Source organism: Streptomyces fuscichromogenes (genome assembly GCF_014645815.1).
Lineage (GTDB): Bacteria > Actinomycetota > Actinomycetes > Streptomycetales > Streptomycetaceae > Streptomyces > Streptomyces fuscichromogenes.
In genome coordinates, this window is the sequence record NZ_BMML01000030.1 from 71,886 (window position 1) to 95,846 (window position 23,961).

The following is a 23,961-nucleotide window of genomic DNA, read 5'->3' on the forward strand; positions in this document are numbered from 1 at the left end:
CCCGGCGAGCGTCTTGGTGCTCGCCGGGCCCTCACGCCTGGTCACTCCACCCTCCCGCCCCCGCACCCGTTGCACATTTCCACGGGAAGTCCCGGGAACTCGCGGGAACTACTGACGGATCATCAGAATGTTTACCCAGGTCGACATCGGTGCGGGTCAGGCCCAGGCTGACACCGCCGCGAACGAGCTGTCCTGGCGGAAGAGGTCCGTGCCGTCCGAGATGTCGACGCGCAGTTGGTAGTTGTAGTGGCGCAGGTAGTAGCCCGGGTAGTTGTACGACTCGAAGCGCACCGAGCCGCTGGACGAACCCGTGCGGGCGACGAAGGTGGCGTCCCGGGCGAAGGTGGTCGTGCCGTCGTTCGCGTCGAAGCGGCCACGGAAGTTGTAGTGGCGCAGGTAGTTGCCGGACGAGTCGCGGAAGGAGTAGCCGTTGGAGTCGGCCAGGCCCGCCACGACCGTGAAGGTCGCGGCCGTCTTGTCCGCCGAGGCGCTGGAGCTGGTCACGACCGGGAGGTTGAGGAGGGAGGACACCTCCTCCCAGTAGCGGGTGGTGTAGTTGACGGACTGGAAGGAACGGGTCGCGTTCTTCGTCACCGAAGTGCCGCCCGACACCGTCTCCTTGATCACGGTGAAGTGGCGGGCCGTGCCCGAGAGGGTCGCGAGCGCGGTCGGGGTGCTCCAGGTGGCGAACGTGTCGTAGCTGTCGCTGTAGTAGTAGTTGCCGTCGCCGTAGCCGTCGAAGAAGATCCGCCAGCCGCCGTTGTCGAGCTGGATCACCGACGGGCCCTCGCGGTAGCTGCCCCAGCCGGCCCAGTCACCGGTCTTGGAGATGGTGTAGGGCCCCTTGAGGCTGGAGGCGGTGCCGTACTCGATGTACTTCGCCGTCTCGTTCTTCGTGAACGCGTGGTACGTCGAGCCGACCTTCACGATGTACGTGTCGATGTGGTTGGAGCCGATGCCGGACAGGGCGACCGGGGAGGTCCAGGACGTGAGCGCGGAGTCGGTCGCCGTCAGGACGTACGGGGTGAAGATCCACTCGTCGTCCGTCGTCGAGCAGGACACGATCACGTTGACGCTGCCGTCGCTGTCCACGAACCACTCCGGTGCCCAGGCCCGGGACAGGTCGGTGATCGGGATCGTGTAGTCGTACAGGAACGTCCAGTTGACCCGGTCGGAGCTGCGGGCGAAACCGATCGTGGTGCTCTCGTCCTCCCAGGTGTGGGTGGTGTAGGTGACGTAGTAGTAGCCGTCGGTGTGCTTGAAGATGCTCGCGTCGCGGATGCGGTTGCTGGGCGGGGTGTAGGCGGAGGACTGGAGGAGGCGGAAGTCCGTCGCGTCGTCGGACTGGTAGACGTTCACCGTGCCGTCGTCACTGTTGAGGAACGGGACGATGGTGTAGCGGGTGGCGTAGCCGCTCGCGGGGGCGGCGGCCTCGGCCGCGCCGAGCAGGGTGGGCAGTTCGCCCAGGGCCAGGGCCGTCGCGGGCAGGACGGCCAGGGCGCGCAGCAGGGTGCGACGGGACGGGGTGGGGGGACGTGTGGTCACGGCGGCTCTCCGGGGCTCGTGCAGACATGGACGCAGCGGCGCGTCCGGTATTTCGAACATGGTTCGAGAAGTCGCCAGAAACTAAGAGCAGCGGCAGGTTCACGTCAATGCTTTGCGCAGGACTGGGCCACAGCTGGACGTCGGCTGTGCGAAACCTGTCCGGCGCCGGCCGATTGGACGTTACTCTCCGGTAAACGCTGTGCCCCGGAGGTGGATCCCCGCATGCCGTACGACCGTTCCGCAGGCCTCGCCGAGTCCGTACGCGCCCTGGCCGACGGTGAGTTGACGTCGCGTCAGCTGGTAGAGGCATGTCTCGCCCGCATCGAGGCCACCCAGACCTCCCTCAACGCCTTCCGGATCGTGCGCCGTTCCGCGGCCCTCGCCGAAGCGGACGCGGCCGACCGGGATCTGGCCGCCGGGGTGCGCCGGCCGCTGCTCGGGGTGCCGGTCGCGGTGAAGGACGACATGGACGTGGCCGGCGAGCCGACCGCCTTCGGCTGCCGGGGCGAGTTCCCGCCGGTGACGGAGGACGGGGAGGCGGTACGGCGGCTGCGCGCGGCCGGGGCCGTGATCGTCGGCAAGACCAACACCTGCGAGCTGGGGCAGTGGCCGTTCACGGAGGGGCCGGCCTTCGGCGCCACCCGCAACCCGTGGCAGCCTCGGCACACTCCGGGCGGGTCCTCGGGCGGCTCGGCGGCCGCCGTCGCGGCGGGGCTGGTGCCGGCGGCGCTCGGCTCGGACGGCGCCGGATCCGTGCGCATCCCGGCCGCCTGGACCCATCTCGTCGGTATCAAACCGCAGCGCGGCCGCATCTCCACCTGGCCGCGGGGCGAGTCGTTCCAGGGCATCACGGTCAACGGCACCCTGGCCCGCACCGTCGCGGACGCGGCCCTGCTGCTGGACGCGGCGAGCGGGAACCATCCGCAGGACCCGCACCGGCCTGCTCAGTTGACTCTCGTCGACGCGGTCGGACGCGACCCCGGGCGGCTGCGGATCGCCCTCTCCCTCAAGCCTCCGTTCACCGCGCTCCCCGCCCGGCTCCGGCCGGAGGTACGCACCCGCGTCCTCGAACTCGCCCGGAAACTGGCCGCGTTGGGTCACACCGTCGAGGAGGCCGACCCGCCCTACGGCCAGATCGGGCTCACCTTCGTGCCGCGCGCCACGGTCGGGATCGCCGAACGCGTCCGCGAGGCACCGCACCCGGACCTGCTCGACCGGCGCACCCTGGAGGCGGCCCGCCTGGGCCGGCTGCTCGACGGGGCCCCGCTGCGGGCCGCCCGGCGCGCGGAGGCCACCCTGCGCGGCAGGATCGGCACCTTCTTCACGTCGTACGACATGGTGCTCGCGCCGACCACCGCCGCTCCCCCGCCGCACGTCGGCGCGCTGCTGTGGCTGGGGCAGTTCGCCACCGACCGGGCCATGATCGCGGCCTGCCCGTACGCCTGGCCGTGGAACGTGCTGGGGTGGCCGGGGGTGAACGTGCCCGCCGGGTTCACCGGGGACGGACTGCCGGTGGGCGCCCAGTTGCTCGGGCCGGCGGACAGCGAGCCGCTGCTGGTCTCGGTCGCCGCCCAACTGGAGGCCGAACTGCGCTGGCACGAGCTCTGGCCGCCGCAGCCGGTGACCGAGGACTCCCCAGCAGCATGAACACGGCTCGCATGAACAGGGGCCGCGTGAACTCCGGTCGCGTCAACACCCGCCGCTTTCCTGTCGCATGACCGGACCGTACCCTCTGGCCATGGACGATGCGTCGATGGTGGGGCTCATGGGGCGGGTCACCGGAACGATCGGGCCCGGACTCGTCGGCGAGGTGATCGTCCGGGTCCGCGGGGGCGCCGAGCACTTCCTCGCGTACGCCGCCGACGGCACCGGCCGCTTCGAGCGGGGAACGGTGGTCATGGTGGTCGAGTACCTGGCCCCGCGGACGGTCTATGTCACGCCCGCGTACGAGAGTTGAGCATCACTGACCCCAGGTGAGGCGCTTGTGCGTCAAGACGGCAACAAGGAGCCGTCAGCGTCTTCAACAGGAGCTCGGACGGGCGCACACTCCCCTCGTTCGGTGCCGGAAGGGCACCATTCAAAGGGGGCGAATGCCGATGGTCGTCGGCGTCGTTGCGGGGGCGGCGTTAGCAGCCGTACTCGCGCTGGTCGGTATGTTCAAGATGATGTGGCGGGTCGCCGAGCCGAACGAGGCGCTCATCATCTCCGGTTCGAAGCATCGGACCGAGGGCCTCGAAGAGGGCATGGGTTTCCGGATCGTCACGGGGCGCGGGACGCTGGTGATGCCGGGCGTGCAGGCGGTGCGCAAGCTCTCCCTTGACCTCAAGGAGACCCAGTTGTCGGTGGACTGTGTGACCTTCCAGGGCATTCCGCTGAAGGTGCGGGGTGTGGTCATCTTCAAGGTCGGCGACGACTTCGTGTCGATCGCCAACGCGGGCCGTCGTTTCCTGGACCAGCAGAAGCTGGTGTCCGAGCGGGTGCACAACGTGTTCGCCGGTCATCTGCGGTCCATCGTGGGCGGGTTGACGGTGGAGGACATGATCCGGGACCGCGACAAGCTCACCGGACAGACCCGGGCCGCCTGCGGCACGGAGATGGAGAAGCTGGGGCTCATCGTGGACTCCCTGCAGATCCACGAGATCGAGGACCCGACCGGGTACATCAAGAACCTGGCCATGCCGCACGCCGCCGCCGTGCAGCGGGACGCGCGGATCGCCCAGGCGGAGGCGAACCGTCTCGCCACCGAGGCGGAACAGCAGTCGCTCGCCCGGATGGCGGAGGCCACCCGGGACAGCGAGATCCTCCAGGCCGGTTACCAGGCCGAGCGCGACAAGGCCGGTGCCCAGGCGCGCCAGGCCGGTCCGCTCGCCGACGCGGCCGCCCGGCAGGAGGTCGTCGTCCAGGAGACGCGGGTCGCCGAACTGGAGGCGTACCGGCGCGAACAGCAGCTCCAGGCGGACGTCCGCAAGCCGGCCGACGCCACGGCCTACGAGAAGCGCACGCTGGCCGAGGGCGAGCGTGACGCGCGTATCTCGGCGGCCCAGGCCCAGGCGAAGGAGACGGAACTGGCGGCCGCGGCCGAGGCGACCCGGGTCAAGACGGCCGCGGCCGCCGAGGCCGAGGCGACCAAGGCCCGGGGTGCGGCGAACGCGGCCGCGACCCGGGCCACGGGTGAGGCCGAGGCGGCCGCCGCCCAGGCCAGGGGGCTGGCGGCGGCCGAGGCGGCCAAGGCCAAAGGTCTCGCCGAGGCGGAGGCCATCAAGGCCCGTGCGGCCGCGCTCGCCGAGAACCAGGAGGCCGTCGTCGCCCAGCAACTCGCCGAGAACTGGCCGGAGATCGTCAAGGCGGGCGCGTCCGCCTTCGGCAACGTCGACAACATGGTGTTGCTCAACGGCGCCGACGGCATGGCCGAGTTGTTCGCGAAGGCGCTCACGATGGGCGGCACCGGACTGGGGCTGGCCCGCCAGCTCCTTGCCTCGATGAACCAGAACGGTCAGACACCGGGCAGGACTTCACCGGCCCTGAACGGGGTCACGGCTCCGAAGCCCCAGAAGGTGCCGATGGAGCAGGACGGCGAGCAGCAGCCGTAGCAGGCGAGTGACGGCTAACAGCAGCAGAGCAGGGGTCCCCGAACCGGCCGCGCCGGGGGACCCCTGTGGTCGCTCCTGCGCGTCGAGCCGGCGCAGCGGCTCCAGCACTGTGGCCCGCTCGGCCTCCGAACTCGCCCGCCGTCAGGCCGACATGGCGACCATGCGGCCGCTCGCCGACGGCGGCCGGATGACCGCCCCCGGGCTGCTGTCCCCACTGGGTCGGGTGCGGCAGCCCGTGCTGGTGATCTGGGGCGAGAGCGACCGTATCGTCACGCCCGCGTACGGAGCCGCCTTCGCGAAGGCCTTCCCACCGGGCCGGTTCGAGCCGGTCCCCGGGGCCGGTCAGCTTCCGCGCACCGAACGCCCTGACATCACCGCCGGGTTGATCGAAGCGGGGCTGCGCCGGACCGGGACCCCGCCTGTTCCCGCAGGCTGCGGCCCCTTAAAGTGCCCTCGTGACTGCGTACATCGACGACGAGAACATCCCCGGCCGGTACGGCCGCACCGCGACCACCGAGGCCGACCCGCGCGAGGTCGGCAAGGTGCACACCGAGTACTCCCCCGCCCACGACGGCGATCCCGACCCCGGTGAGATCGTGTGGACCTGGGTGCCCTTCGAGGAGAACGACGGGCGGGGCAAGGACCGGCCGGTGCTGGTCGTCGCCCGGGAGGCGGCCGGCACCCTGCTCGCCGTCCAGCTCTCCAGCAAGCGGCACGACAACGACCGCGAGTGGGTGGCGATCGGCAGCGGGCCGTGGGACCGCACCGGGCGGGACTCCTGGGTGGACGTGGACCGCGTACTGCGGCTGCACGAGGACGGCATGCGCCGCGAGGCCTGCGCACTCGACCGCGGCCGCTTCAACCTCGTACGCAACCGGCTGCACGAGCGCTACGGCTGGAACTGAGCGGGGCGCTCCGCTGGGATATGCCGTCCGCCGCGCCGTCGTGGCTGGTCGCGCAGTTCCCCGCGCCCCTACGGGGCACGGGCTCGTAGCCGGCTTCACCGGGTCCGCTCAGACCTCAGCGGTCCTGAACGTCTCGGCGAAGGCGGCCCGGACCGCGGATCCCGGCGTGCGGTCCAGGACCCCGAACACCACGTGTGCGAAGGTGCCCGCGAACCGTCCGCCGGGACCCAGCAGGCCCCGGAAGGCGCCGGCGACCTGAGCGGGGTCGTTCTGGAAGACCCCGCAGCCCCAGGCGCCGAGGACGAGCCGCCGGTAGCCGTGGGCGGCGGCCACCTCCAGCACCCGTTCGGCCCGTACGGCGAGGGCGCCCGGCAGTTCGCCGACGCGGTCCGCGGCCGTACGGCGGATCACGCCCGCGTTGGGTGCGGCGGCCGTCAGGAAGCCCGCGCGGCAGGGCTCGGCGAGGAGGCGGCCGCGGTCGTCGCGGAAGACCGGGACGGCCGGGGAGTGGATCACGCGGTCCGTGTAGAACGGGTCGCGGTGGGCGCGGTGATGGTCGTAGAACGCGGCGGCCTCACGCACGCACGTGTACAGCGCGGAGGCCCGGCACAGGGCCTCCTCCTGCGCCTGGGCGCCGTTCAGATAGCCGCCGCCCGGATTACGGGCCGAGGCGAAGTTGAGCACGGCCACCGGGCGGTCGGCGAGACGGCGGGCGGCCTCCAGGCTGCTCTCGCCGGTGACCTCGAAGACGGCGTCCGGGTCCGGGGCGGAAGGGGCCGAGGCGGACGGGACCGGTACCGGCTCCGGGCCGTACAGCCGCGTCCCGGCCCGTGCGGCCGCGATATCGGGCGCCAGGAGGATCTCCCGGCCGTCGGGTGTGCGGTAGCTTCCCGCCGCCACGATCTGTTCGGTCTGCTGGGCGATGCCGCGCAGGCGCGCACTCATGGCGCCACCCCCGTGGACGCCATGGCCGCGGCCCGCGCGGCCTCCCCCGTCGTGCTCATGTAGGCATCCTGGGCGATGCTGGTGATGCCGTGCAACGGAGTTTCCATGGCCCGAAACGGTCGGAAACACACGAGGAAGCAGAGGTTACCGATCCAGAACGGCCCCATGGGCACCCTTGTGCGAATGGACGCGACGGTCTTGGGTGGAACGGACGATGCCGTCCCGGACGCATCCACGGCCGGGGCGGTGGCATGGTGGAATCTCAGGAGGATCCCGACATGTCCGACTCGATATCCGACGGCGGCGACTGTACCGACGGCTCTGTGAGGACCGACTTCTCGGACGACCGCACCGCTGTCACCGAGGCGGAGGTAGAGGCCCTGGTCAAGGGCATCTGCTTCAAGACCGGCCCACCCCGCACGCTCGGGGTCGAAGTGGAATGGCTGGTCCACGAGCTGCGCGAGCCGCAGCTCCCGGTAACACCCGAACGACTCGAAGCGGCATACGCCGCACTGCGCACGGTGCCCCTGGGTTCGGCACTCACCGTCGAACCCGGCGGCCAGCTGGAGCTCAGCTCGCCGCCCGCCGCCTCCCTCACGGAGTGCATCGGCACCGTCTCCGCCGACCTGGACGCCGTCCGCAAGGTCCTCGCCGAACAGGACCTCGGACTCGTGGGCGCCGGTCACGATCCCTGGCACACGCCCCGCCGCTTCCTGCGCGAACCGCGCTACGACGCGATGGAGGCCTGCCTGGACCGCACCGGCACCGCGGGCCGCCACATGATGTGCTCCTCGGCGTCCGTCCAGGTCTGCCTGGACGCCGGCCACGAGGAGCCCGGCCCGCTCGGGTACACCCGGCGCTGGTGGCTGGCCCATCAGCTGGGCCCGGTGCTGGTGGCCGCGTTCGCGAACTCCCCGCTGGTCGGGAACCGGCCCACCGGCTGGGTCTCCACCCGGCAGCTGCTGTGGATGGAGATCGGCGCGGGCCGCGCGGGCGCGCCCCCGCTGGACGGCGACCCGCGGGCGACCTGGGCCCGGCACGTCCTCGACGCGCCGGTGATGTGCGTACGGCGGGACGGCGGCCCCTGGGAGGTTCCCGAGGACCTCACCTTCCGGGCCTGGACCCGGTCGGGGGCGCCCACCGGCGCGGATCTGGCGTACCACCTCACCACGCTGTTCCCGCCGGTCAGACCGCGCGGCCACCTGGAGCTGCGGATGATCGACGCCCAGCCCGGCGACGACGGGTGGATCGTGCCGCTGGCGGTGACGGCGGCGCTGTTCGACGACCCCGAGGCCGCCGAGACCGCATACCGGACGGTGAAACCGCTGGCCGAGCGGGCAGGACCGCAGCCCGCCCCGCACAATCCGCTCTGGCTCGACGCGGCCCGGTCCGGGCTCGGCGACCCGGAGCTGCACGAGGCGGCCGTCACCTGTTTCGCGGCGGCGCTGGAGGCCCTGCCGAGGCTCGGCGCGGCCCCCGGGGTCGTCGATGCCGTGGCGGCGTACCGGGACCGGTACGTCCTGCGGGGCCGCTGCCCGGCCGACGACCTGCTGGACCGACTGCGCGGCACGGCCGGTCGCGCCCATGGGAAGGACATCAGCGCATGACCGAGACCGACGTCGACATCGATATCGCGGCCCTGCGGGAGCGGGCGCTGAGGTCCCTGACCACGGCCCGGGACCGCACCACGCTGCTGACCAGCTGCGTGGAGGGGCCCGACCTCACCGCCCAGCACTCCCCGCTGATGTCCCCGCTGGTCTGGGACCTCGCACACATCGGCAACCAGGAGGAGCTCTGGCTGCTGCGCAACGTCGGCGGCCGGGAGGCGATGCGCCCCGAGATCGACAGCCTCTACGACGCCTTCGAGCATCCGCGCTCCGAGCGGCCCTCGCTGCCGCTGCTGCCGCCCGCCGAGGCCCGGCAGTACGCGGCGGAGGTGCGCGGGCGCGCCCTTGACCTGCTGGACGGCGCGGCGTTCAGCGGCACCCGGCTGACCGAGGCGGGCTTCGCCTTCGGCATGATCGCGCAGCACGAACAGCAGCACGACGAGACGATGCTGATCACCCATCAGCTCCGCAAGGGCCCGCAGGCCCTGACCGCCCCGGACCCGGAACCGGCGCCGCCGTTCACCGGCCCCGCCGAAGTCCTGGTCCCCGGCGGCCCGTTCACCATGGGCACCTCCACCGAACCCTGGGCGCTGGACAACGAACGCCCCGCACACCGGCGGGAGGTGGCGTCCTACTGGATCGACACCACCCCGGTGACCAACGGCCGGTACCTGGCGTTCATCGAGGACGGCGGCTACGAGCAGGAGCGCTGGTGGGCGCCGGAGGGCTGGGCGCACATCCGGCAGCACGCCATCTCCGCCCCGCAGTTCTGGCACCGGGAGGGCGGCCAGTGGCTGCGCCGCCGGTTCGGGATCACGGAGGTCGTACCGCCCGAGGAGCCGGTGCTGCACGTGTCCTGGTACGAGGCGGACGCCTACGCCCGCTGGGCCGGGCGCCGGCTGCCCACCGAGGCCGAGTGGGAGAAGGCCGCCCGGCACCACCCCGGCGAGAACCGGTCCCGGCGCTACCCGTGGGGCGACGCCGACCCGGCCCCGGCCCATGCCAACCTGGGCCAGCGGCATCTGCGCCCGGCCCCGGCCGGCAGCTACCCGCAGGGCGAGTCCCCGTTGGGTGTACGGCAGTTGATCGGTGACGTATGGGAGTGGACGGCCAGCGACTTCGAGCCGTACCCGGGCTTCGCCGCCTTCCCGTACAAGGAGTACTCGGAGGTGTTCTTCGGCCCCGAGTACAAGGTGCTGCGCGGCGGTTCGTTCGCCGTGGACCAGGTGGCCTGCCGGGGGACGTTCCGCAACTGGGACTACCCGATCCGGCGGCAGATCTTCTCCGGCTTCCGCACCGCCCGCTCCGCCGCGGAGACCGTCTGATGTGCCGTCACCTGGCCTTCCTGGGGCCCGAGGAGCCACTCGGGCGGCTCCTCGTGGAGCCCGAGCACTCCCTGTACCGGCAGTCGTGGGCACCCAGGCGGCAGCAGTACGGGACGGTCAACGCGGATGGCTTCGGGGTGGGTTGGTACGCCCCGGCGGATCCGCGGCCGGCCCGCTACCGGCGGGCCGTGCCGATCTGGGCCGACGGGTCCTTCGCCGACCTGACCCGGGTGGTCCGCACCGGCGCGCTGCTGGCCGCCGTACGGGACGCGTCCCTGGCGGGTGCGGACGGGGAGGCCGCGGCGGCGCCGTTCGCCGCGGGCAGCTGGCTGTTCAGCCACAACGGTGCGATCCCCGGCTGGCCGGGGTCCATGACCCCGCTCGTCCCGCTGCTGCCCCCGGCCGACCTGCTGTCCATGGAGGCGCGCACCGACTCGGCGTTCGTCTGGGCACTGGTCCTGCACCGGCTGCGGTCCGGTGCGGCGCCGGGCCCAGCCCTTGCCGAAACGGTTCAGCAGGTGGCCGAGGCGGCCCCCGGCGCCCGGCTGAACCTCCTGCTCACCGACGGCGCGACCATCGCCGCCACCGCCTGGGGCGACAGCCTCTGCTACCTCTCGGAACCCGGCCACCGCGTCGTCGTCGCCTCCGAGCCGTACGACGACGACCCGCGCTGGCGGGAGGTCCCCGACCGCACCCTGCTCACCGCGAGCCGAGCGGGCGTCGAACTCGCCCCCGTCGGGAAACCGGCCGGGAGTCCCATCGGGAAACCCATCGAGAAGCCCATCGACAAACCCGTCCAGAACCCGGTCGAGGACCCGGCACCCTCCCCCACTCCCGGCCCCGTCCGGGCAGGGGCGCCCACCTCCCCGAAGGAGCCCTGTACGTGAGTCCCTTCCGTGTCACCCGCACCCTTCCCGAGGACGCGACGGACGCCGCGCTGCGCGCCGATGTCCTGACCGGCCTGACCGCCACCCCCAAGACGCTGCCGCCGAAGTGGTTCTACGACGCCCGGGGCAGCGAGCTGTTCGAGCAGATCACCGAGCTGCCCGAGTACTACCCGACCCGGGCCGAACGGGAGATCCTGCGCACTCGGTCCGGCGAGATCGCCGCCGCCTGCGGTGCCCGCACCCTGGTGGAGCTGGGCTCGGGTTCCTCCGAGAAGACCCGCCTGCTCATCGACGCGCTCACCGGCCTTGAGGTGTACGTCCCGGTCGACGTCAGCGAGAGCGCGCTGACGCAGGCCGGCCAGGCGCTCGTCGCGGAGCGGCCGGAACTGACCGTGCACGCCCTGATCGCCGACTTCACCGGCCGGCTGGAGCTGCCCGCGACGCCGGGGCCGCGGCTGCTGGCGTTCCTCGGCGGCACGATCGGCAACCTGCTGCCCGCCGAGCGGGCCGGGTTCCTGGCCTCGGTGCGCCGCCTGCTCGCCCCCGGCGACGCGCTGCTGCTCGGCACCGACCTGGTCAAGGACGAGGAGGTACTGGTCCGGGCGTACGACGACGCGGCCGGGGTGACGGCCGAGTTCAACAAGAACGTCCTCGCCGTCGTCGACCGGGAGCTGGGCGCCGACTTCGACCCGGACGCCTTCGACCATGTCGCCCTGTGGGACACGGCGAACGAGTGGATCGAGATGCGGCTGCGCTCCCGGGCGGCGCAGACCGTGAAGGTGCCCGCGCTCGATCTGGCCGTGGACTTCACGGCGGGCGAGGAACTGCGCACGGAGGTGTCGGCGAAGTTCCGGCGGGACGGCGTGCGCACCGAACTGGCCACCGCCGGGCTGGAGTTGGCCAACTGGTGGACTGACTCGCAGGGACGCTTCGCGCTGTCGCTGAGCTTCGCGCGCTGAGCCGCTCCGCTGGGTGTGCCGCGCCGTGTCGTCGGTCGTCCGCGGCGCCGTCGTGGCTGGTCGCGCGGTTCCCCGCGCCCTTTGGGACGCTGCCGAACCGCGGCCGACTTCGCACCGCCTGTCCGGTCATGCGCCAGGTCAGCCGAAATCAGGCGCGAGCAGTTCGGTGATGCGTCGGGAGGCGCGGCGGGCCTCGGTCGCGGGGTCCGCCCCGCGGAGCACCTTGGTCATGTAGCCCTTGATCGGGTTGTCGGCCTCGACCGCCGGCCAGTCCGGGGTGTGGGGGGTCGCCCGTCCCCGCGCGGCACCCGCCGCCATGGCGGCGACCCCCTCCTCCCCGGCCACCGCGCTCGCCAGCGTGGTCTTGTTGGGCACGTAGTTCATGGTGCGGGCCAGGTCGGTGTCCCACTTGGCGCCGGTGAGCGCGCCGACGACGGCGGTCGCGTCGTAGGGACGGTCGGTGTTCTGCGGTACGACGAGGTCGGAGCCGCCGGTGAAGACGGCGCCGGGGTGGGCCGCGGTGAGGCCCGGCACCGGGAAGTAGCCGATCTCGTCCTTCAGTTCGGGGTTCTCCTGCACGATCGACTGGGCGAGGCCCGGCACCGCGACGATCTGCGCGATCTGGCCGCCCGCGAACACCTGGGCCTGCGGCGGGTGTTCCTCGTCGGCGTCGACGGGCCCCTTGCCGAGCGCCTGGAGTTGCCGGTAGAACTCCATCCCGCGCAGCGCGGCCGGGCTGTCCAGGGTGCCCTTCCACTCGGCGTCCGTCTCCTGGGCGAGGTCGCCGCCCTCGTCCCAGACGAATCCGGAGAGGGTGTACCAGTCCTGCCCGGCGAGGTAGATCCCCTGTCTGCCGTCCGAGTCGAGCTTCCCGGTGTCGGCGAGCCACTCCTCGCGGGTCTTCGGCGGGGAGCCGATCCCGGCCTTCCTGAACAGGTCCTTGCGGTAGATGACCACCCGGTTGGCGGCATACCAGGGGATGCCGTACTGGCGGGAGTCGTCCCGGCCGGGCTCGGCGAGGCCGGGCAGCCAGCGGTCCTTGCCCCAGTCGCGCATCGACTCCAGGGTGAGGTCGGTGAGCCGGCCGTCCTCGACGTACTGCGGGACCTGGGTGTTTCCGACCTCGATGACGTCCGGGGCGTCGTCGGAGTCGCTCTTCAGGGCCGCCTGCACCTTGTCCACGATGCCGGTCCAGTCCTGGATGCGGATGTCCAGGCGGATGTCCTCATGGGTGCGCTCGAAGTCCGCGGTGAACCGGCGCAGGAAGTCCGCCGAGGCGCTGTTCCGCATCAGCCACACCGTGACCGTGTGCCGCCCGCCCCCTCCGCCCGGCAGGACTCCACAGGCGCTCAGCAGGGCGGCGGACGCGCAGACGAGGCCGAGCGTGCGGCGATGTGTCACGAGGGGGGTCCTGTTCTGTCTGACGGACAGGCGAAGGGGCCCGACGTGGGGGAAACGAGCACCGGGGCTCGTGCGGGTGTACGGGATTTTGGTATGGACCAATACGGAGGGTCAAGGGCTGTCGGCGTTTCGGAACCGACGCCTCGCGCTCCGCTTCCGGATGCGGCACCGTGGAGTGACGACGAGAGGAGCTCCCCGATGCCGAACCACACCTACCGGGTCACCGAGATCGTCGGCACCTCGCACGAGGGCATCGACCAGGCCATCCGCAACGGTGTCGCACGCGCCAACCAGACCCTGCGCAACCTGGACTGGTTCGAGGTGACGCAGGTCAGGGGCCAGATCGAGAACGGGCAGATCGAGCACTACCAGGTGGGCCTGAAGGTGGGCTTCCGCATCGACGACGAGGGCTGACGGGCTCCTGTCCGACCGGCCGAGCCCCGGTCTCAGGTCCGCCCCTCACCCTCCTGGGCCTGCTCCAGGGCCGCCGAGCGGTCGGCCCAGCGGGCCCGTACGACGCTGAACCCGGCCCGTTCGGCGGCGTCGCACACCAGCTCGTCGTCATCGACCAGGACGCGGACCTCGCGCCGTTCGGCGAGCCGGCGCAGGATCTCCAGCTTGGTGTGGCGGGCGGGCCTGCGGTCGGCGTTGCGCCGCATGTGCACCTGCCCCTCGGGGAGCCCGTGGGCGGCGAGCCAGTCCCGCGTGTCGCGCCGGCAGCGTTCGGGCCGCCCGGTGAGATAGACGATCTCGCACTCCTCGCCGGTCGCCACCGCCAGCGCGATCCCCTCGGCGATCGGCGGATCGTGCGGCGCGGCCGCGAAGAACGCGTCCCAGTCCCTGGGTCTGCGCTCCAGGAATCGCTGTCGGTGCGCGGTGTCCGCGAGGGTGTTGTCGATGTCGAACACGGCGATCGGACGCTTGCTGCTCTCTGCCACGCGGCAACCCTAGAACGGGCCGCCGACAGTGGCCCGGAGAGCGGTTGAAACACTGCGCGCATGCTGTTCTCCGAGTTCACCGCGGACCGTCCCTGCACGGTCGTCCTCTGCCGGGGCTGCTGCTGCGGCAACCCCGGCAAGCACCCCGGCACCGACCACGTCGGGCAGTTGGAGCGGCTGCGGGCCGGGGCGGCCGACGGCGGCTTCGCGGTGCGTACGACGGACTGCCTCGGCCCCTGCGACCAGGCCAACGTGCTCGTCGTACAGCCCTCGACGGCCGGCCGGCGCGCGGGCGGCCGCCCGGCGTGGGTCGGCTTCGCCATGGACGACGACTGCACGGACGAGGTCCTGGCCTGGGCGGCGGCCGGCGGCCCGGGGCTGTCCGAGCCTCCGGTCACCCTGGAGCTCCAGTTCATCCGCCCGCCGCGAGGCGCCCGGGCCCGCTCCCGCCGCTGACGCCCGCCTGGGCCGGGCATCGCGTGGCCGGGAATCCTGTGGCCGGGAATCCTGTGGCCGGGCGGCTGTTGAACCCTCTGTGAACGCCACCGCCGCCACCGTCGCCCCAACCCGGTTCTCCGTCCTCGACCGCTCCCGCACCCGCGAGGGGCATGCGCCCGGCGAGGCGCTGCGGGACACCGTGGCGCTGGCGCGGGAGGTGGAGGCGCTCGGTTACCACCGCTTCTGGGTGTCCGAGCACCACGGTGTGCCCGGGGTCGCCGGGTCGGCGCCGACCGTGCTGGCCGCGGCCGTGGCCGCCGCGACCCGCAGCATCCGGGTCGGCACGGGCGGGGTCATGCTGCCCAACCACCGGCCGCTGGTGGTGGCCGAGCAGTTCGGGGTGCTGGAGTCGCTGTATCCGGGGCGGATCGACATGGGGCTCGGCCGGTCGGTCGGCTTCACCGACGGCGTGCGCAGGGCGCTGGGCCGGGACAAGGGTGACGCCGAGGACTTCGCGGGGCAGCTAGGCGAGCTGCTCGGCTGGTTCGAAGGCACCTCGCCGACCGGGGTGCGGGCCCGCCCGGCGGAGGGGCTGCGGGTGCCGCCGTTCGTGCTGGCGATGGGCGAGGGCGCGGACATCGCGGCCCGCGCCGGGCTGCCGCTGGTCATCGGCGACCTGCGGGGCCGCGAGAGGATGCGGCGCGGGATCGACCGCTACCGCGACCGTTTCCGGCCCTCCCCCTGGGCGACCGAGCCGTATGTGGTGATCTCCGGCACGGTCGCCGTCGCCGACACCCCGGAGGCGGCCCGCCGGATCCTGGTCCCGGAGGCCTGGTCGATGGCGTACTCCCGCACCCACGGCAGCTTCCCGCCACTGCCCCCGGCCGAGACCGTCGAGACCCGGACGATGACCGCGAAGGAACGCGGCTTCTACGAGTCCGGGCTCGCCGGCCACATCGCCGGCACCGAGGACCAGGTCGCGCACGAGCTGGAGACGGTCCTGAAGGAGACGGCCGCCGACGAGGTGCTGGTCACCACGAGCACGTACGACCGCACGGCGCTGCTGGACTCCTACCGGCGGCTGGCCGGGATCGTGAGCTCCTGAGCAGAGCGATCCATGGAGATCAGGGCGATCAGACCGTGGCCGGTTTGTCGGACCGGATCACGATCTCGCCGTCGGCCGCGTCCACCACCGCCCGCTCGCCCGCCAGGAGCTGACCGGAGAGGAGCAGGTCGGCGAGACGGTCGTCGACCTCGCGCTGGATCGTGCGGCGCAGCGGACGGGCGCCGAAGTCGGGCGCGTGACCGAGGTTGGCGAGCAGCACGGCCGCCGCGTCGGTGACGTCGAGCGCGACGTCCTGGGCGCGCAGCCGGCTCCGGGTGTGCTCCAGCAACAGGTCGACGATCTCGCGCAGTTGGGTGCGGTCCAGGCCTCGGAAGACGATGATCTCGTCGATGCGGTTGAGGAACTCCGGCCGGAAGTGCTGCTGAAGGGCGGGCATGACCGCCTCGCGGACCTTGGAGTAGTCCTCGGTGCCGGCGGCCAGGATGCGGTCGGCGCCGATGTTCGACGTCATGATGACCACGGTGTTCTTGAAGTCGACGGTGCGGCCCTGGGCGTCGGTGAGGCGGCCGTCGTCCAGGAGCTGGAGCAGGGTGTTGAAGACGTCCGGGTGCGCCTTCTCCACCTCGTCCAGGAGCAGCACGGCGTACGGCTGCCTGCGTACCGCCTCGGTGAGCTGGCCGGCCTCCTCGTGGCCGACGTATCCGGGCGGGGCGCCCACCAGCCGGGACACCGTGTGGCGCTCCTGGAACTCGCTCATGTCGAGGCGGATCATGCGGGTCTCGTCGCCGAAGAGGGCGGCGGCCAGGGCGCGGGCCAGTTCGGTCTTGCCGACGCCGGTCGGGCCGAGGAAGAGGAAGCTGCCGACGGGCCGGTTGGGGTCGCTCATGCCGGCCCGGGCGCGGCGGACCGCGCGGGCGACGGCGGTGATCGCCTCGTCCTGGCCGACGACCCGCTCGTGCAGGTGCTCCTCCAGCTTCATCAGCCGTTCCCGCTCCTCCTCGGTGAGCTCGGCGACCGGGATGCCGGTGGTGCGGGAGACGACCTCGGCGATGTCCTCGGCGGTGACCTTGGGCGCGTGTTCCTCGGCGGTACCGGCCTGCGCCAGCTCGGCCTCGGTCTCCTTGATGCGGTCGCGGACCTCCTTGGCCCGCTCGTACTCCTCGTCCGCGACGGCCTGGTCCTTCTCGCGGTTCAGGGCGGCGATCCGGTGCTCGATGTCCCGCGCGTCGGTGGGCGGGGTCTTCGAGCGCAGCCGGACCCGCGCCGCCGCCTGGTCCATCAGGTCGATCGCCTTGTCGGGCAGGAACCGGGAGGTGATGTACCGGTCGGACAGCTCGGCGGCCGCCACGACCGCCTCGTCGGTGATGCGGACCTGGTGGTGGGCCTCGTAGCGGTCGCGCAGGCCGCGCAGGATCTCGATGGTGTCGTCGACGGTCGGCTCGCCGACCAGGATGGGCGCGAACCGGCGTTCCAGGGCCGCGTCCTTCTCGATGTGCTTGCGGTACTCGTCGACGGTGGTCGCGCCGATGAGGTGCAACTCTCCCCGGGCGAGGGCGGGTTTGAGGATGTTGCCCGCGTCGAGGGAGCCGTCTCCACCGCCGCCCGCGCCCACCACGGTGTGCAACTCGTCCAGGAACAGCACCAGTTCGTCGCTGTGTTCGCGGACCTCGTCGAGCAGTTTCTTCAGGCGTTCCTCGAACTCGCCCCGGTACTTGGTGCCGGCGACCATCCCGGCCAGGTCGAGGGAGACCAGCCGCTTGCCTTCGAGGGTCCTGGGCACGTCCCCGGCGACGATCCGCTGCGCGATGCCCTCGACGATGGCGGTCTTGCCGACACCGGGGTCGCCGATCAGGACGGGGTTGTTCTTGCTGCGCCGGGAGAGCACCTCGATGGTCTGCTCGACCTCCTCGTCCCGCCCGATCACCGGGTCCAGGCGCCCGGCCCGCGCGTCCTCGGTGAGATCACGGCCGTACTCGTCGACGGTCGGCGTGGTGCTGGGCTTCTTGCGCTCCCCCGCGCCCTCGGCCGGCATCCGGGCCGGCTCCCAGCCGCTGTCGCCGAGCGCCCGCCCGGCCGTCGACTCCGGGTTGGCGGCGAGCGCGCGCAACAGGTGCTCGGGGCCGATGTAGGAGGCGCCCTCGGCGCGGGAGATCTGGTAGGCGTCGAGCAGGGCGCGTTTGGCGGCCGGGGTGAGGGCGGTGGGCTCGGTCTTCGCACCGCCGCCGTGGCCCGCGGTGAGCCGCTCGCGCAGGTGGTCGGGGTCGGCGCCCGCCTCGGTGAGCAGCCGCCGGGTGGAGTCGTGGGTGGTGGCCGCGGCCAGCAGGTGCCGGGCGTCCAGTTCCTCGCTGCCCTCGGCCGCGGCGAGGTCGCGGGCCTCGGCGACCAGCTCCCGGGCCCGCTCGGACAGCAGGCTGCCGATGTCGACGCGCTGCGGGCGGCGGGGCTGGGCTCCCGCCCCCGAACCGCCGAAGAAGCGGGACATCAGCTCGTCGAACTCCTCGAAGGGACTGCGTCCGAATCCGAAACCGGGAGTGCTCATGAGGCCCGGGCCTTTCTGCGCTCGGCTCTGCGGTAGGCGGGATTCCGCGTATTCCAAGCTCGCACAGGCACGCCGGGCCCGCACGGGGACGGCCGCCGAGATGCGGACGGCGCCCCGGCCGGTGAGGCTGGGGGTGGAAGCCGCAACCACCGAGGAGGGCTGCCATGTCCATGCTGGACAAGCTCAAGGGGATGCTCAAGGGCCACGAGGACCAGGCCAGACAGGGCGTCGAAAAGGGCGGCGACATGATCGACCAGCGGACCGGCAACAAGTACCAGTCCCAGGTCGACGCGGCCCAGAAGCAGGCCGAGGACTACATCGAGCGCGAGCGGAGGCAGGGCAACCCTCCGCAGTAGCGAAGGGCGCGCGGGCCAGGATCGCGGGGTTTGTCCCTGCCCCGCGAGCCGCCTGCCCCGGAGTGTCCGCCCGATGCACAGTCCCCACGACACGTACGTCCGTGTCCGTGGCGCCCGTGAGCACAACCTCAAGGGCGTCGACGTGGACATTCCCCGGGACGTGCTGGCCGTCTTCAGCGGTGTGTCCGGGTCGGGGAAGTCGTCGCTGGCGTTCGGGACGATCTACGCAGAGGCCCAGCGGCGCTACTTCGAGTCGGTCGCGCCGTATGCGCGGCGGCTGATCCACCAGGTCGGGGCGCCGAAGGTCGCGGAGATCAGCGGGCTGCCGCCGGCGGTCTCGCTCCAGCAGCGCCGCTCGGCGCCCACCTCCCGCTCCTCGGTCGGCACGGTCACCAGCGTGTCCAACTCCCTGCGCATGCTGTTCTCGCGCGCCGGGGACTACCCGCCGGGTGCCGGGCGGCTGGATTCCGACGCGTTCTCCCCCAACACGGCGGCGGGCGCCTGCCCGGAGTGCCACGGCCTGGGCCGGGTGCACCGGACCACCGAGGAGTCACTGGTACCCGACCCGTCGCTGTCCGTCCGCGAGGGCGCGATCGCCGCCTGGCCGGGCGCCTGGCAGGGCAAGAACCTCCGGGACATCCTGGACGCACTGGGCCACGACGTGGACCGGCCGTGGCGGGAACTGCCCGCCGGGCAGCGGGAGTGGATCCTCTTCACGGACGAGCAGCCGGTGGTCACCGTGCACCCGGTCCGGGACGCCGACCGCATCCAACGGCCGTATCAGGGCACGTACATGAGCGCCCGCCGGTATGTGCTGAAGACCTTCTCGGACTCCAGGAGCCCGGCCCTGCGGGCGCGGGCGGAGCGGTTCCTGACCAGTGCGCCCTGTCCCGTGTGCGGCGGCGGCAGGCTGCGGCCGGAGGCGCTCGCCGTGACCTTCGCGGGCCGTACGATCGCGGAGCTCGTCGCGCTGCCGCTGACCGAGCTGGCCGGACTCCTCGGCGGCCGGGGCGGGTCACAGACCGTGCGGGTCCTCACCGCGGACCTCACCTCGCGCCTCGCCCCGGTCATCGAGCTGGGCCTCGGCTATCTGAGCCTCGACCGGGCCACCCCCACCCTCTCCGCGGGCGAGCTCCAACGGCTGCGCCTGGCAACCCAGTTGCGCTCCGGGTTGTTCGGGGTGGTCTACGTCCTGGACGAGCCGTCGGCCGGACTGCACCCGGCGGACACCGAGGCGCTGCTCACGGTGCTGGAGCGGCTGAGGACGGCCGGGAACTCGGTGTTCGTGGTGGAGCACCACCTGGACGTGGTGCGCGGCGCCGACTGGCTGGTGGACGTGGGCCCACGGGCCGGCGAGCACGGCGGCGAGGTGCTGCACAGCGGCCCGGTGGCCGAGCTGGCCGGGGTCGCGGAGTCGGCGACCGCCCGCTACCTGTTCGCGCGGGAGCCCAAGCCGGTGCATCGACTCCGGTCCCCGACGGGCTGGTTGCGGATCGGTCCGGTCACCCGGCACAACCTGCGTGCGGTCACCGCCGAGTTCCCGCTCGGTGTCCTCACCGCCGTGACGGGGGTGTCCGGGTCGGGTAAGTCGACGCTGATCGGCGAGATCACCGAGGAGACGCCCGGGATCGGCCGCCTGGTCTCCGTCGACCAGCGGCCGATCGGCCGTACCCCGCGCTCCAACCTGGCCACCTACACCGGCCTGTTCGACGTGGTGCGAAAGGTGTTCGCGGCCACCGGACAGGCACGGGACCGCGGTTACGGCGTCGGCCGCTTCTCCTTCAACGTCGCCGGCGGCCGCTGCGAGACCTGCCAGGGCGAGGGGTTCGTCAGCGTGGAGCTGCTGTTCCTGCCGAGCACCTACGCGCCCTGCCCGGACTGCGGCGGGGCCCGCTACAACCCCGAGACGCTCGAAGTGACATACCGGGGACGGAACATCGCCGAGGTGCTGGACCTGACAGTGGAGGGCGCGGCGGAGTTCTTCGCCGACATCCCGGCCGCCGCACGCAGCCTGGCCACGCTGCTGGACGTGGGCCTCGGCTATCTCCGACTCGGCCAGCCCGCCACGGAGTTGTCCGGCGGCGAGGCCCAGCGCATCAAGCTGGCGGGCGAGTTGCAGCGCGGTCGGCGCGGCCACTCGCTCTATCTCCTCGACGAGCCGACGACCGGGCTGCATCCGGCCGATGTCGAGGTGCTCATGCGCCAGTTGCAGGGACTGGTCGACGCCGGACACTCGGTCGTGGTGGTCGAGCACGACATGACGGTCGTCGCGGAGGCCGACTGGGTGATCGACCCGGGGCCGGGCGGCGGGGACCGGGGCGGCCGGATCGTCGCGGCGGGCCCGCCGGCCGAGGTCGCCCGGACCGGGGACAGCGTCACCGCGCCCCATCTGTCCCGTTCCCTTCCCTGACGGTCTTCAGGAAGGCTTCAGGTTGCCCCGGAAGCTTGGGCGCATGCACGGACACCACCCCCGCACCCCCGAAGCCGAACGCAGCCGCCGCTGGTTCATGAACAAGGCGCTGCTCGCCGGCGGTGTCGCCGCCCTGGCGACCATGACCGGCTGCTCCAACGGCTCGTCCAACGGGTCGAGTTCGCCCTCCGGAGCTCCCGACGGCGGCATGCCGTCGGGCGGCCCCGGCGGAGCCGGCGGCATGGGCCCCGGCCAGACCGAGGTCAAGTACAAGGACTTCACGGGCCTCACCACGGACGGCAAGGTCGTGGACGACCTGTACTCGATCCACTCCACCGGCGTCTCCACGGACAAGGTCGTCAAGGCCGCGCAGGCGTTCCTCGACGGGCTCAGCCGGCAGGAGCGCAAGTCCTGCACCTTCGACGTGGCCGACGACGAGTGGCTGGCCTGGAGCAACGTAGACGGCTACGAGCGCAAGGGCGTCCGGATGGGTGACATCACGGACCGCAAGCGGGAGCTGGGCTTTGCGCTGCTCGGTGCGGCGCTGTCCGCGAAGGGTCTCACCCAGACCCGCAACATCATGAAGCTCAACCAGTTCCTGGGCGACTACAACGGCGGCAACCGGGAGACCCTGACCGAGGGCGCCTACTTCTTCACCTTCATGGGCACCCCGTCGACCGGCAAGCCCTGGGGCTTCCAGTACGAGGGCCACCATGTCGCCATCAACTACTTCGTGCTGGGCGACCAGGTCGTGATGACGCCGACCTTCATGGGCTCCGAGCCGACCTCGGCCACCTACAAGGGCGAGAAGATCACCCTCTTCAAGCCGGAGACCAGGGCCGGTCTGGCCCTCATCCGCTCCCTGACCTCGGCCCAGCGTGCCAAGGTGATCGACGCCGAGGTGAGCAAGTCCGGCACCGACATGAAGGCGGGCGCCGGCTCCGACAACCTGAAGCTCGCCTACCAGGGCCTGCCCGGCTCCGAACTCACCCCGGCCCAGCGGGACAAGCTCCTCGACCTGGTCCGGGTGTACGTCGGCTACATGGACGACGGCCATGCCGGGGTGAAGATGACCGAGGTGGAGAAGCACCTGGACCAGACGTACTTCTACTGGCTGGGCAGGACCAAGGACACCTCGGCCTTCTACTACCGGGTGCACAGCCCGGTCGTGCTCATCGAGTACGACGCCCAGTCCCCGCTCGCCTACGGCACGAAGACCGGCTCCGGCGGCGGACAGCCCTCGGGACAGCCCACCGGCCAGATGACCGGGCAGCCCACCGGCGGCATGCCCTCCGGCGGGCCGGGCGGCGGCATGGGCGGCCCGAACGGCACCCCGACCCAGCAGCACATCCACACCATCATCCGCACGCCCAACGGCGGCGACTACGGGGTCGACCTGCTCAAGCTCCACTTGGAGACCGACCACTGAGAACCCCGCTCGGGGCTCACCAGAGCCGCGTGCGTCCAGGCGGGCTCGTGGGTCCCCGGCTGGGCGGCGCGGGCGAGGGTACGACGATCCGGGTGGCTGCCCGCCGCGATCAGCGGCCGTACGTCCACCTCGGCCACCAGGCCGCGGGTCGTCACCACTCGCCACAGGGAGGCCAGCAACGTGTCCTCGCCGACATAGGCGGGCACGGTGCTGGCCGCTCCCGCTTCCAGCCGGTAGCGCAGCCGCACCGGCTGCACGGGCGCACCGGCGTCCAGCGCGGCCTGGAACACGGCCCGCCGGAAGCGCCCCTGGGCCCGGCCGCACCAGGTGCTGCCCTCCGGGAAGGCGACCACCGCGGCCCCCTCCCGCAGCGCCCCCGCGATCCGGCCGACCGTTTCCGGCAGCGCCCGCAGCCGGTCCCGGTCGATGAACAGCACCCCGGCCCCGGCCACCAGCGCGCCGGCCACCGGCCAGGCACGGATCTCCTTCTTGGCGAGCATCCGCGCCGGCCGTACGGCGGCCAGCAGCGGGATGTCCAGCCAGGAGATGTGGTTGGCGACCAGGAGCACCCCTCCGGTGCCCGGGGCGCTGCCGGTGATCCGGACGCGGACCCCGGCGGCCCGGACGAGCGTCCGCGAGAACCGCCGCACCCATGCGGCGGGTATCCACCCGCCGAGCGGCACCAGCGTGACGGCGACGAGCATCAGGGCCAGCACCGCGGCGAACCGCAGCACGGCCCGGGGCAGGGCGGTCAGCGACCCTGCGCGCTCCACGCACGCGCCCGGAGTGCAGGGCGCGCTGGGCAGCCAGACGCTCATCAGGCCGGGACGAGCGAGAGGAAGTGCCGCAGATAGCGCGCGTTGACGCGGCGCATCGACAGCAGCACGTACAGGTCGGCGACCCCGAAGTCCGGGTCGTGGGCGGGCTCGCCGCACACCCAGGCACCGAGGCGGAGGTAGCCGCGCAGCAGGGCGGGCAGTTCGGCGCGTCCCTCGGGGGCCGGACCGGCGGGCACCCAGGGCCGCAGCGGCCGTACCCGGAACTCCTCCGGCGCCAGGTGCTTGGCCTGGACCCGGTCCCAGGTGGCGGCGGCGAGGGCACCGCCGTCGGCGAGCGGGACGGAGCAGCAGCCGGCCAGCCACTCGTGGCCGCGGTCCACCATGTACCGGGCTATGCCGGCCCAGATCAGACCGATCACGGCGCCGTCGCGATGGGCGGGGTGCACACAGGAGCGGCCGACCTCGACCAGCCCGGAGCGGATCCCGGCGAGCGGGCTCAGGTCGAACTCGCCCTCGGAGTACAGGCGGCCGGCGACCGTGGCACGCTCCGGCGGCAGCAGCCGGTAGGTGCCCACGACCTCGCCGGTGAGGGCCTCGCGGATGAGCAGGTGGTCGCAGTACGCGTCGAAGGCATCGACGTCCAGGCCCGGCTCCGGCCCGTCGAGCCGGGCGCCCATCTCTCCGGCGAACACCTGGTGGCGCAGCCGCTGTGCGGCCCGGACGTCGTCCTCGTCACGGGCGAGCTGCACCAGATAGCCGGTGCCGTCGGGCGGGGCGGCGAGAGCGGGGGGTGAGGCGGGCATGGCGGTCATGGAGGTCTCCTGCGCCGAGCGGAAGCTGAG

The 23,961-nt window shown here is 72.4% G+C and carries 21 protein-coding genes; 14 read left to right on the top strand and 7 right to left on the bottom strand.

The annotated features are described in order from the left end of the window. Positions 1-156: 156 nt before the first annotated feature. Positions 157-1,545, bottom strand: a complete 1,389-nt coding sequence (locus IEZ11_RS42400) for a glycoside hydrolase family 43 protein (RefSeq protein ID WP_189268408.1) — start codon at positions 1,543-1,545, stop codon at positions 157-159. Positions 1,546-1,767: 222 nt separating this feature from the next. Here IEZ11_RS42400 and IEZ11_RS42405 point away from each other — a divergent pair, with 222 nt between their 5' ends. The 4 genes from IEZ11_RS42405 to IEZ11_RS42420 all read left to right on the top strand — a co-directional run bounded on the left by IEZ11_RS42405 (position 1,768) and on the right by IEZ11_RS42420 (position 6,040). Further along, complete coding sequence (locus IEZ11_RS42405) at positions 1,768-3,192, top strand: amidase (protein WP_189268409.1); 1,425 nt, start codon at positions 1,768-1,770, stop codon at positions 3,190-3,192. 91 nt (positions 3,193-3,283) lie between these two features. Further along, on the top strand, positions 3,284-3,502 hold the full coding sequence (locus IEZ11_RS42410; protein WP_189268410.1) for an NfeD C-terminal domain-containing protein: 219 nt from the start codon (positions 3,284-3,286) through the stop codon (positions 3,500-3,502). A 133-nt stretch (positions 3,503-3,635) separates the two neighbouring features. Beyond that, a complete protein-coding gene (locus IEZ11_RS42415) occupies positions 3,636-5,135 on the top strand; it encodes an SPFH domain-containing protein (protein ID WP_189268411.1) in 1,500 nt (499 codons plus the stop codon). A 455-nt stretch (positions 5,136-5,590) separates the two neighbouring features. Then, positions 5,591-6,040, top strand: a complete 450-nt coding sequence (locus IEZ11_RS42420) for a type II toxin-antitoxin system PemK/MazF family toxin (RefSeq protein ID WP_189268412.1) — start codon at positions 5,591-5,593, stop codon at positions 6,038-6,040. Positions 6,041-6,148: 108 nt separating this feature from the next. On the opposite strand, the gene IEZ11_RS42425 is transcribed toward IEZ11_RS42420, so the two are convergent. Beyond that, positions 6,149-6,985 (bottom strand): TIGR02452 family protein, encoded by an 837-nt coding sequence (locus IEZ11_RS42425; RefSeq protein WP_189268413.1) that lies wholly within the window; start codon positions 6,983-6,985, stop codon positions 6,149-6,151. Between the two features lie 278 nt (positions 6,986-7,263). Between IEZ11_RS42425 and egtA the strand changes: the two genes are divergently transcribed. Genes egtA through egtD form a run of 4 tightly spaced genes read left to right on the top strand, consistent with a single transcriptional unit; the run spans position 7,264 to position 11,763 of the window. Further along, the gene (gene egtA / locus IEZ11_RS42430; RefSeq protein ID WP_189268414.1) at positions 7,264-8,592 is read left to right on the top strand and encodes an ergothioneine biosynthesis glutamate--cysteine ligase EgtA; all 1,329 of its coding nucleotides are present in this window, start codon (positions 7,264-7,266) and stop codon (positions 8,590-8,592) included. Then, a complete protein-coding gene (gene egtB / locus IEZ11_RS42435; protein ID WP_189268415.1) occupies positions 8,589-9,917 on the top strand; it encodes an ergothioneine biosynthesis protein EgtB in 1,329 nt (442 codons plus the stop codon). The genes egtA and egtB overlap by 4 nt, the downstream gene beginning before the upstream one ends. Next, a complete protein-coding gene (gene egtC / locus IEZ11_RS42440) occupies positions 9,917-10,804 on the top strand; it encodes an ergothioneine biosynthesis protein EgtC (protein WP_189268416.1) in 888 nt (295 codons plus the stop codon). Before egtB ends, egtC begins: the two co-directional genes overlap by 1 nt. Then, positions 10,801-11,763, top strand: coding sequence for an L-histidine N(alpha)-methyltransferase (gene egtD, locus IEZ11_RS42445; RefSeq protein ID WP_189268417.1), 963 nt, complete (start codon positions 10,801-10,803; stop codon positions 11,761-11,763). The genes egtC and egtD overlap by 4 nt, the downstream gene beginning before the upstream one ends. 138 nt (positions 11,764-11,901) lie before the next feature. Here egtD and IEZ11_RS42450 read toward each other — a convergent pair whose 3' ends face one another. Then, positions 11,902-13,164, bottom strand: coding sequence for an extracellular solute-binding protein (locus IEZ11_RS42450; protein WP_189268418.1), 1,263 nt, complete (start codon positions 13,162-13,164; stop codon positions 11,902-11,904). 198 nt (positions 13,165-13,362) lie between these two features. On the opposite strand from IEZ11_RS42450, the gene IEZ11_RS42455 reads away from it, so the two are divergent. Continuing rightward, positions 13,363-13,578 carry a dodecin gene (locus tag IEZ11_RS42455; RefSeq protein WP_089106102.1) on the top strand — a complete coding sequence of 72 codons (216 nt, stop codon included), beginning with the start codon at positions 13,363-13,365 and terminating at the stop codon, positions 13,576-13,578. Between the two features lie 32 nt (positions 13,579-13,610). Here IEZ11_RS42455 and IEZ11_RS42460 read toward each other — a convergent pair whose 3' ends face one another. Then, positions 13,611-14,102, bottom strand: coding sequence for a phosphatase domain-containing protein (locus IEZ11_RS42460; protein ID WP_189268419.1), 492 nt, complete (start codon positions 14,100-14,102; stop codon positions 13,611-13,613). A gap of 60 nt (positions 14,103-14,162) precedes the next feature. Here IEZ11_RS42460 and IEZ11_RS42465 point away from each other — a divergent pair, with 60 nt between their 5' ends. Further along, the gene (locus IEZ11_RS42465) at positions 14,163-14,558 is read left to right on the top strand and encodes a (2Fe-2S) ferredoxin domain-containing protein (protein ID WP_189268420.1); all 396 of its coding nucleotides are present in this window, start codon (positions 14,163-14,165) and stop codon (positions 14,556-14,558) included. A gap of 79 nt (positions 14,559-14,637) precedes the next feature. Further along, on the top strand, positions 14,638-15,645 hold the full coding sequence (locus tag IEZ11_RS42470; protein ID WP_189268421.1) for an LLM class flavin-dependent oxidoreductase: 1,008 nt from the start codon (positions 14,638-14,640) through the stop codon (positions 15,643-15,645). Between the two features lie 28 nt (positions 15,646-15,673). Here the strand turns inward: IEZ11_RS42470 and IEZ11_RS42475 are convergent, their stop codons facing one another. Continuing rightward, positions 15,674-18,145, bottom strand: coding sequence for an ATP-dependent Clp protease ATP-binding subunit (locus IEZ11_RS42475; protein ID WP_189268422.1), 2,472 nt, complete (start codon positions 18,143-18,145; stop codon positions 15,674-15,676). Between the two features lie 164 nt (positions 18,146-18,309). Here IEZ11_RS42475 and IEZ11_RS42480 point away from each other — a divergent pair, with 164 nt between their 5' ends. The 3 genes from IEZ11_RS42480 to IEZ11_RS42490 all read left to right on the top strand — a co-directional run bounded on the left by IEZ11_RS42480 (position 18,310) and on the right by IEZ11_RS42490 (position 22,340). After that, positions 18,310-18,501 carry an antitoxin gene (locus tag IEZ11_RS42480; protein ID WP_189268423.1) on the top strand — a complete coding sequence of 64 codons (192 nt, stop codon included), beginning with the start codon at positions 18,310-18,312 and terminating at the stop codon, positions 18,499-18,501. A gap of 73 nt (positions 18,502-18,574) precedes the next feature. Continuing rightward, positions 18,575-20,911: an ATP-binding cassette domain-containing protein gene (locus IEZ11_RS42485; RefSeq protein WP_189268424.1), complete on the top strand. Its 2,337-nt coding sequence runs from the start codon at positions 18,575-18,577 to the stop codon at positions 20,909-20,911. Positions 20,912-20,954: 43 nt separating this feature from the next. Then, entirely contained in the window at positions 20,955-22,340 is a 1,386-nt protein-coding gene (locus IEZ11_RS42490) for a DUF3500 domain-containing protein (protein ID WP_189268425.1), read from the top strand. Here the strand turns inward: IEZ11_RS42490 and IEZ11_RS42495 are convergent. Together IEZ11_RS42495 and IEZ11_RS42500 are read right to left on the bottom strand one after the other, a co-directional pair. Next, a complete protein-coding gene (locus tag IEZ11_RS42495) occupies positions 22,295-23,158 on the bottom strand; it encodes a lysophospholipid acyltransferase family protein (RefSeq protein ID WP_189268426.1) in 864 nt (287 codons plus the stop codon). The two genes, IEZ11_RS42490 and IEZ11_RS42495, sit on opposite strands and share 46 nt — an antisense overlap. After that, a complete protein-coding gene (locus IEZ11_RS42500) occupies positions 23,158-23,931 on the bottom strand; it encodes a GNAT family N-acetyltransferase (RefSeq protein WP_189268427.1) in 774 nt (257 codons plus the stop codon). Before IEZ11_RS42500 ends, IEZ11_RS42495 begins: the two co-directional genes overlap by 1 nt. Positions 23,932-23,961: the final 30 nt, after the last annotated feature.